The organism is Amycolatopsis sp. NPDC051128 (genome assembly GCF_040682715.1).
GTDB lineage: Bacteria > Actinomycetota > Actinomycetes > Mycobacteriales > Pseudonocardiaceae > Amycolatopsis.
On record NZ_JBFBBN010000041.1, the window covers coordinates 1 to 9,089 of the forward strand.

5 protein-coding genes are annotated in these 9,089 nt (G+C 73.1%); all 5 read left to right on the forward strand.

Going from position 1 to position 9,089, the window contains the following annotated elements; all coding sequences use genetic code 11:
• Positions 1-38: 38 nt before the first annotated feature.
• Genes AB0M82_RS32665 through AB0M82_RS32685 form a run of 5 tightly spaced genes read left to right on the forward strand, consistent with a single transcriptional unit; the run spans position 39 to position 8,983 of the window.
• Entirely contained in the window at positions 39-4,547 is a 4,509-nt protein-coding gene (locus tag AB0M82_RS32665) for an SDR family NAD(P)-dependent oxidoreductase (protein ID WP_364730232.1), read from the forward strand.
• A 20-nt stretch (positions 4,548-4,567) separates the two neighbouring features.
• Positions 4,568-5,788 carry a cytochrome P450 gene (locus tag AB0M82_RS32670; protein ID WP_364730235.1) on the forward strand — a complete coding sequence of 407 codons (1,221 nt, stop codon included), beginning with the start codon at positions 4,568-4,570 and terminating at the stop codon, positions 5,786-5,788.
• Positions 5,785-7,011: a cytochrome P450 gene (locus tag AB0M82_RS32675; protein ID WP_364730238.1), complete on the forward strand. Its 1,227-nt coding sequence runs from the start codon at positions 5,785-5,787 to the stop codon at positions 7,009-7,011. The genes AB0M82_RS32670 and AB0M82_RS32675 overlap by 4 nt, the downstream gene beginning before the upstream one ends.
• A complete protein-coding gene (locus AB0M82_RS32680) occupies positions 7,008-8,237 on the forward strand; it encodes a cytochrome P450 (protein ID WP_364730241.1) in 1,230 nt (409 codons plus the stop codon). The genes AB0M82_RS32675 and AB0M82_RS32680 overlap by 4 nt, the downstream gene beginning before the upstream one ends.
• The gene (locus AB0M82_RS32685; protein ID WP_364730244.1) at positions 8,231-8,983 is read left to right on the forward strand and encodes an alpha/beta fold hydrolase; all 753 of its coding nucleotides are present in this window, start codon (positions 8,231-8,233) and stop codon (positions 8,981-8,983) included. Before AB0M82_RS32680 ends, AB0M82_RS32685 begins: the two co-directional genes overlap by 7 nt.
• The last annotated feature ends 106 nt before the right edge of the window (positions 8,984-9,089 follow it).

Below are 9,089 nucleotides of genomic sequence, written 5' to 3' on the forward strand. Positions count from 1 at the left end.
GCGGTGCTACACCCCCCCCCAACGCCACATTGGGTGCGTTGGACGCAACCAACGCCACATTGGGGCGCTCGGGGCCGGTCGTGCCGTGGGTGCTCTCGGCGCGGAGTTCGGCCGCGTTGCGGGGGCAGGCCGAGGCGCTCGCGTCCGTGTCCGCGGATCCGGTGGACGCCGGCTGGTCGCTGGCCACGACGCGGGCGACGTTCGACCACCGGGCCGTCGTGATCGGTCCCGACTTCGCCGCCGGGCTCGACGCGCTCGCGAAGGACGTGCCGCACGCGCGGCTGGTGCGCGGCACCGCGACCCGGCCCGGCAAGGTCGTCTTCGTCTTCCCCGGCCAGGGTTCGCAGTGGCCCGGGATGGCGGTGGACCTCCTGGAATCCTCCCCGGTCTTCGCCGGACGGCTGGCCGAGTGCGCCGCCGCCCTGTCGTCCTTTGTGGACTTCTCCGTGGTGGAGGTGCTGCGCGAAGGCCGTGACCTCGACCGCGTCGACGTCGTCCAGCCGGTGCTGTTCGCGGTGCTCGTCTCGCTGGCCGCCGTCTGGCGCGCCCACGGGGTCGAGCCGACGGCCGTCGTCGGGCACAGCCAGGGCGAGATCGCCGCGGCGGTCGTCGCGGGCGCATTGTCCCTTGAGGACGGTGCTCGGGTGGTCGCGTTGCGCAGCAAGGAGATTCTGTCACTGGGCGGCGACGGCGGAATGGCTTCCGTGGCCCTGTCCGCCGAGGCCGCGGGCAAGCGGCTGGCGGACCGGGGCGGGGAACTGTCGCTCGCCGCGGTCAACGGGCCGTCGTCGGTCGTCGTGTCCGGCGACGCCGGCCTGCTGGCCGAGTTCGTGGCCGGCTGTGCGGCCGACGGCGTCCGCGCCAAGCTGATCCCGGTCGACTACGCCTCGCACTCCGCGCACGTCGACCGCATCCACGACCGGCTCCTGGAGGTGCTGGCGCCGGTCACCCCGCGGGCGGCGGACATCCCGTTCTGCTCGACGGTGACCGGGGACTTCCTCGACACCACCGAGCTGGACGCGGCCTACTGGGCCCGGAACCTGCGGGAGACCGTCGGCTTCGCGGGCGCCACGGCGAAACTGCTGGCCACGGGCCACGGCGTCTTCGTCGAATGCAGCCCGCACCCGGTGCTCACCATGGCCGTCGAAGAGACGGCCGAGCAGGCGGTCGTCGCCGTCGGCACGCTCCGGCGCGACGACGGCGGCCCCGCGCGGCTGCTGGCCTCGCTGGCCGAGGCGTACGTCCGGGGGGTGCGGATCGACTGGACCGAGGCCCTCCCCGGCGGCCGGCGCGTCGACCTGCCGACCTACGCCTTCCAGCGCGACCGCTACTGGCTCGAATCCCCGGCGGGCGCCGGGGACGTCGGCTCGGCCGGCCTGGCGGCGGCGGACCACCCGCTGCTCGGCGCGGTCGTCCCGCTGCCGGAGTCCGGCGGGCTGGTCTGCACGGGGGCGCTGTCGCTGCGCACCCACCCGTGGCTGGGCGACCACGCGCTGCTCGGCACCGTCCTGGTGCCTGGCACCGCGCTCGTCGAGCTCGCCCTGCGGGCCGGGGCGCACGTGGACCGGCCAGTGCTCGACGAGCTGACGCTGGAAGCGCCGATCGTGCTGCCCGCACAGGGCGGGGTGCAGGTCCAGGTCATGCTCGACGCGTCGGGCGCGGTCACCATCCACTCGCGTCCCTCGGGTTCCGAAGAACCGTGGATCCGCAACGCTTCCGGCGCGCTCGGGACGTCCGGGGAAACCGGGATGTCGCTGACCGAGTGGCCACCTGCCGGTGCGACCGCCATCGAGCTGGACGGCGCGTACGCGGCACTGGCCGAACGCGGATTCGGCTACGGCCCGGCGTTCCAGGGCCTGCGCGCGGTCTGGCGCCGCGGTGAGGAGATCTTCGCGGAGGTCGCCGTCGACGCGGCCGACGCGGACCGCTTCGGCCTGCACCCGGCGTTGCTCGACGCGGCCCTGCACGCGGGCATGGTGGCGGGCGACGCCGAGGGTGGCGCGCGGATGCCGTTCGCGTGGACCGACGTGGCTCTGCACGCGGTCGGCGCCTCGGCGATCCGCGTCCGGCTGGCCGGGCCGAGGCTCGACATCGCCGACACGACCGGAGCCCCGGTGGCGACGATCGGTGCGCTGGCAACACGCCCGGTCTCGGCGGTGACGCCCGCCCGCGACCCGCTGTTCCACGTGCAGTGGACACCGGTCGGGGCGCCTGCCTCGTCGGGGACCGCGGAGCTGTTCGAGGTCCGGGCGGGCGAGGTCGGCGAGGTGACGGCTTCGGTCCTCGCCCGCTTGCAGGGGGACGCGTCCCGCCTGGCGATCATCACGTACGGAGCGGTGGCGGCCCGCCCGGACGAGGACGTCCCGGACCTGGCGGCGGCCGCGGTGTGGGGCCTGGTCCGGTCCGCCCAGACGGAGCAGCCAGGCCGGTTCGTGCTGATCGACGCCCAGCCGGGGACCGACGGGGAGCTGCTCGAGCGGCTCGCCGCGGGTGAGGAGCCCCAGGTCGCGGTGCGGGACGGGCAGGTCTTCGCACCGCGTCTGGCCCGCCTGGTGCTGGAGTCTTCCGAAGCGGAAGGGGTGGTCTCCGCTGAGGCCGCACCGGCTGGTTCGGCAGCCCCCTCCTTCGACCCGGCCGCCACCGTCCTCATCACCGGCGGCACCGGCCTTCTCGGCGGCCTCATCGCCCGCCACGCGGCCCGCGCCGGCGCCGGCCACATCGTCCTGACCAGCCGCAGCGGCCGCTCGGCCGAAGGCGCCGACGACCTCGTCGCCGACCTGACCGCGACCGGCGCCCGCGTCACCGTCGCCGAGTGTGACGCCGCCGACCGCGAAGCCCTCGCCGCCGTCCTGACCGCCATCCCGGCCGAATTCCCCCTGCGAGCGGTGATCCACGCCGCCGGCGTCCTCGACGACGGCATGCTCGCCGGCCTCACCCCCGACCGGCTCGCCACCGTCCTGAAGCCCAAGGCCGACGCCGCGGCGAACCTCCACGAGCTCACCCGCGACCACGACCTGACCGACTTCGTCCTCTTCTCCTCGGCCGCCGGCATCCTCGGCAACGCGGGCCAGGCCGGTTACGCCGCGGCCAACGCCTACCTCGACGCCCTCGCCACCCACCGGCACGCCCAGGGCCTCCCGGCGAAGTCCCTCGCCTGGGGCCTCTGGGACGAAGCCAGCGACTTGACCCGCCAGCTGGGCGCCGAAGGCCGCGAGAAGGTGAGCCGGGCCGGGCTGCGGCCGCTCTCCACCGAAGAGGGCCTGCGGCTCTTCGACACCGCCCGGACGACGCCGGAGCCGGTCCTGGTCCCGATGCACCTCGACGTCGCCGCGCTCCGGCGGCAGTTCGGCACCGGCGGGGTGCCGCCGCTGCTGCGGGGGCTCGTCCGGCCCGCCGCCAAGCGGGCGGCCGCCGGGGAAGCCGTGGCGATCACCGGGGACACCTTGCGGGAAGTGGTCCTGACGCAGGTGGCGGGCGTGCTCGGCTTCACCGGGCCGGACGCGATCCCGGCCGGGGTCGGCTTCCCGGAGATGGGCTTCGACTCGCTCACCGCCGTCGAACTGCGCAACCGCCTGATCGGGCTGACCGGCCTGCGGCTGTCCGCGACGCTGGTGTTCGACCACCCCACCCCGGACGCGCTCGTCGAGTACCTGAGCGGCGAGCTCGTCCCGGTCACGAAAACCGAAGAGTCCACAGAGGACTCGGTGGCCGAAGAAGAAACCGGCTCCATCCAGCTCCTCTACCGGAAGGCCTGCGACGAAGGCAAGATCGCCGAAGCCGTCGAGTTCATCAAGGCGGCGTCCCGGCTGCGGCCGTCCTTCGCCGGCGTCGCCGAGCTGAAGAAGCTGCCCGAACCGGTCCGGCTCGCCCGGGGTGACGCGACGCCGGGGCTGCTCTGCTTCGCCGCGCCGGTCGCGATCACCGGCGCCCAGCAGTACGCGCGGTTCGCCGCCGGCTTCCGCGGCGAACGCGAGCTGACCATGATCCCCGCACCCGGGTTCCGGCCCGGCGAGCGGCTGCCGTCGTCGGTCGAAGCGACCGTCGAACTGCAGGCGGAGCTGGTCTGGAAGGCCGCCGGCGGCACGCCGTTCGTGCTGCTCGGCCACTCGTCCGGCGGCTGGCTGGCCCACGCGGCCGCCACCTACCTGGAGGGCCTCGGCTCGCCGCCGGAGGGCATCGTGCTGATGGACACCTACGTGCCGCAGAGCGGGCAGATCGACCGGTTCAAGAGCACCTTCGTGACCAGCGCGCAGGACCGCGAAGAAGCCGTCGGCGGCATCGACGACCTGCGGCTGACCGGCATGGGCTGCTACTTCCGCGTGTTCGCCGACTGGACGCCGGAAGACACGGCGGTGCCGACGTTGTTCGTCCGCGCCACCGAGTCCCTCCAGTCGGTCGGCGGGGAAGGAACCGAAGGCGACGCCTGGCGCCCGATCTGGACCCCCGACCACGTCGGCGCCGACGTCCCCGGCAACCACTGGTCGATGATGGAAAACCACGCCGCCACGACCGCCGACGCCGTCCGCACCTGGCTCGAAGACCTCTGAAACCAACGAAAAGGAACAAGATGACCGACTTCGTCATGCCGCAGATCGACCCGGCGCTGCTGCCGCCGTCCGTCCGGTTCGGACTGGCGGACACGCTGCCGTGGCTCGGCCGGATGCGCGCCGCGAACCCGGTGCTGCGCGACCCGTTCGGCATGCACCACGTGTTCACCTACGCCGAGGTCCAGCAGGCGCTGGCCGATCCCGGCACGTTCTCCAGCGACCCCTCGCACGTGATGCCGCAGGCCGCCGCGGAGCTGTCCGCCGGCATGCTCGCGGTGATGGACCCGCCGGCGCACACCAAGGTCCGCCGGATCGCGAGCGCGGCCTTCACGCCAAAGCGCGTCAAGGACCTCAACGACCGCATCGAATCGATCGCCGAGGAGCTGCTCGACGCGGCGCCGGGCGACGAGTTCGACTTCGTCACCGCGTTCTCGCAGTACCTGCCGCTGGTCGTGGTGTCCGAGCTGCTCGGCATCCCGCGGACCGACCTGCCGCAGTTCCTCGCCTGGACCGAGCAGCTCCTCCAGGTCACCGTGCCCAACCCCAACGACGCCGCCGAGATGGACGCCGCCATGCAGGCGGCCATGTTCGGCCCGCTCGTCCAGATGCAGCAGTACATGGCCGGCCTCTGCGCCGAACTGCGCGCGAACCCGCGCGACGGCTTCATCAGCGACCTGCTCCAGGCCGAAGTGGACGGTGAGCGGCTCGCCGACCACGAAGCCGTCAACCTCGCCATCCAGCTGCTGCAGGCAGGGCACATCACGTCGGCGTCGCTGCTGGCGAACTCCGTCCTGAAGCTGGCGGAGCACCCGGAGATCGAAGCCCGGCTGCGTAACGACCCCGCGCTGATCCCGGCCGCCGTCGACGAGGTCCTGCGGTTCATCCCGCCGGTGCCGCGCCTGCAGCGGTTCACCACCACCGACACCGAGCTCGGCGGCGTGAGCATCCCGGCGAAGAGCATGGTCTTCCTGTCGCTGCTCTCGGCCAACCACGACGAGAAGGTGTTCGTCGACCCGGACGCCTTCACCATCGACCGCGCCCCCGGCCGCAACCTCACCTTCGGCCACGGCATCCACTACTGCTTCGGCGCGGCGCTGGCCAAGACCGAGGCGAAGGTCGGGCTGGGCGCGTTGCTGCGCCGGTTCGCCTCGATCGAGGTGCTGGCCGGCGAGCCGGTCGAGTTCTACGAGAGCGAGCTGTTCACGCCGAAGAGCGTCCGGGTCCGGGTGCGGCGGGCGTGACCAGCGCACTGTCCACAGAGGACGTGCCGTCGGCCCGGTTCGGCCTCGGTGACCAGCTCGCCTGGCTGCGGGACCGGCGCGAGGCCGGCGGGGTGCACGTCGACGCGTTCGGCCACCACCACGTCTTCTCGCACGCCGACGTCGAGTGGGTCACGAAGGACCCCGCGACGTTCTCCAGCAACCCCGCCCGGGTGCTGCCCGAGGGCGTGCCGAACCTGACCGAGGGGATGATGCTCGTCGCCGACCCGCCGCAGCACGGCAAGCTGCGGCGGCTGGCGGCGCAGGCGTTCACCCCGAAGAAGATGCGCGACCTCGGCCCGCGGGTGGCCGAGATCGCCACCGGCCTGCTGGACCGGGCCCCCTCGGGCGGCTTCGACGCGGTCGAGCACTTCACCGTCGACCTGCCCGCGACGATGATCGCCGAGCTGTTCGGCATCCCGGCCGCCGACGCGGGCGCGTTCCGGACGCTGGTCGAGCAGATCATGGCGATCGAGCCGCCGAACCTCACCGACGAGGCGGCCGTGCGGGCGACGGCGGAGAACGCGCTGGGCGGGCCGTTCCTCGAGCTGATGGGCTACCTGCTGCAGCTGTGCGCGCGCCGGCGCGCCGAACCGGCGCCCGGGCTGATCTCCGACCTGGTGCGCGCGGAGCTGGACGGCGAACGCCTCGCCGATCCGGAGGTGGCGAGCCTGGCCGTGCAGATCCTGCAGGCCGGGCACCTCACCACTGCGGCGGTGCTCGGCCACGCGCTCGTGTTGCTCGCCGAGCACCCGGAAGCGCAGGAAGCGCTGCGGGCGGACCGCTCGCTGATCCCGGGCGCCGTCGAAGAGGTCCTGCGGTGCCGCCCGCCGTCCACCCGGCTGCAGCGCTACACCACGGCGGACACCGTGGTCGCCGGGCACCCGATCCCGGCGCGCGCGATCGTCGTGCCGTGGATGCTCTCGGCGAACCACGACGACGCCGTGTTCGCCGAACCGGACGTCTTCAACATCCGCCGCCGTCCGAACCGCCACCTGACGTTCGGCCACGGCATCCACTTCTGCCTCGGCGCCATGCTCGCCCGCGTCGAGCTGGCCGGCGCGCTGAACGCGCTGTTCGACCGCGTTCCCCAGTGGACGGTCGACGGCGTCGTCGAGTACCAGGAATCCCATCTGCTGTTCGCACCGAAGCGGGTCCCGCTGGTCGTCAGCACCACCCCCACCGATCGGAGAGATCCCGCATGACCGAGACCCTCGACACCGCCACCGAGGCGCCGTCGTTCCCGCTGCCGCGCGGCAAGTGCCCCTACCACCCGCCCGCCGGGTACGCGGAGCTGCACCGCGCGGCGCCGCTGTCCAAGGTGAAGCTGGTCGACGGCAAGCAGGCCTGGGTCGTCACCGGCTACGCCGAGGCCCGCGCGCTGCTGTCGGACCCGCGGCTCTCGGCCGCGCGCTCGCACCCCGACTTCCCGAACAACGCGAAGATCATGCCCGGCACGGGGATGCCGCAGCCGGTGCCCGAGGGCGACGCGCTGACGTTCGCGCAGCTCGACGACCCGGAGCACAACACCCAGCGCAAGCTGGTCATCCCCAGCTTCACCCTGCGCCAGGCCAAGGCGACGCGGCCGAAGATCCAGCGGATCGTCGACGAGCTGATCGACGGCATGCTGGCCGACGGCCCGGGCGCGGACCTCGTCTCGGCGTTCGCCGTGCCGTTCCCGTCGATGATGATGGCCGAGCTGTTCGGCGTGCCGGAGGAGGAGCGCGCGGTCTACACCGAGCACGTCCGGTACCTCGCGACGCGGCCGGACATGATGGTGCCGGCGATCTACACGCTGTCCGACTTCTACACCAGGCTGTTCGAGCGCAAGCGCACCGAGCCGGGCGAGGACCTGGCCACGCACATGGTGACCAGCTTCGACGAGCGGCCCGGCGAGATCGGCTTCCAGCAGCTGCTCAACTCGGCGATGCTGGTGACGGTGTCGGGCAACGAGTCCACGATGACGATGATCTCGCTGGGCGCGTTCGCGGTGCTGAACAACCCCGCGCAGGCCGACATCCTGCGCGCCGACCCGGCCGGCGCGGCGCCGCGCGCGGTGGAGGAGCTGCTGCGCTACATCTCGGCGGGGGACATCATCTCGCGGCTCGCCACCGAGGACATCGAGGTCGGCGGGCAGACGATCCACGCGGGCGAGGGCGTCATCCTGGCGACGCCGGCGGTCAACCGCGACCCGGCGGCGTTCCCGGAGCCGGACGAGCTGGACCTGCGCCGCGACCACAAGACGCACCTCACCTTCGGCCACGGCCCCCACCAGTGCGTCGCGATGAACTTCGCGACGGCCGCGCTGGAGGTCGTCTTCTCGACGCTGTTCGCGCGGCTCCCGGGCCTGCGGCTGGCCGTGCCCGCCGAGGAGGTGCCGCCGGGCGGGCTGGGCGTCTACCGCGTCGCGGAGCTCCCGGTCACGTGGTGACCGCGGACCGCTGGTTCCGCCGCTTCCACCCGGCGCCGGCGGCGAAGACGCGGCTCGTGTGCCTGCCGCACGCGGGCGGTTCGGCGTCGTTCTTCTTCCCCGTGTCGAAGGCGCTCGCCCCGGACGTCGAAGTCCTGGCCGTGCAGTACCCGGGGCGCCAGGACCGGCGGCAGGAGCCGTTCGTCCCCACGATCGGCGCCCTCGCCGACGCGATCGCGGCGCTGCTGCGGGAGGAGCCGGACCTGCCGCTGGCGCTGTTCGGGCACAGCATGGGCGCGATGGTCGCCTACGAGGTGACCCGGCGGCTGGAGTCGTCGGGCCCGGCGCCGGTGACGCTGTTCGTCTCCGGCCGCCGCGCGCCCGACCGCTACCGCGACGACCGCGTCCACACCCGGTCCGACGAAGGGGTGCTGGCCGAAGTGCGGCGGCTGAGCGGCACGGACACGGACCTGCTCGGCGACGAGGAGGTGGTGCGGATGATCCTCCCGGTGCTGCGCAACGACTACCGCGCCGTCGAGACCTACCGGCACACCCCGGGCTTCCGGCTGTCGACGCCGGTGGTGGCGTTCACCGGGACCGAGGACCCGGTGGCTTCGGTGGCCGAAGTGGACGCCTGGGCCGAGCACACGACCGGCGGGTTCGAGCTGGTGGCGTTGCCGGGTGGGCACTTCTTCCTGACCCGGCACCAGGACGTCCTCCTGCGCACGATGACCGAGCGTCTCGCCGGTCCCCGGGTCGCCGTCTGAAGCGTGCCGCGTGCCGCGCAAGCGGTCAACGGAAGGCCGTGAATGGCTCATTGAGGGACTCTATGCCGCAACCGCCCTCAACGGCCTTCTTCCCCTTCGTCGTGAG

Coding starts and splice junctions, on each gene's coding strand:
- AB0M82_RS32680 (WP_364730241.1), top strand. CDS start 7,008: ATGACCGAGACCCTCGACACCGCCACCGAGGCGCCGTCGTTCCCGCTG.
- AB0M82_RS32670 (WP_364730235.1), top strand. CDS start 4,568: ATGACCGACTTCGTCATGCCGCAGATCGACCCGGCGCTGCTGCCGCCG.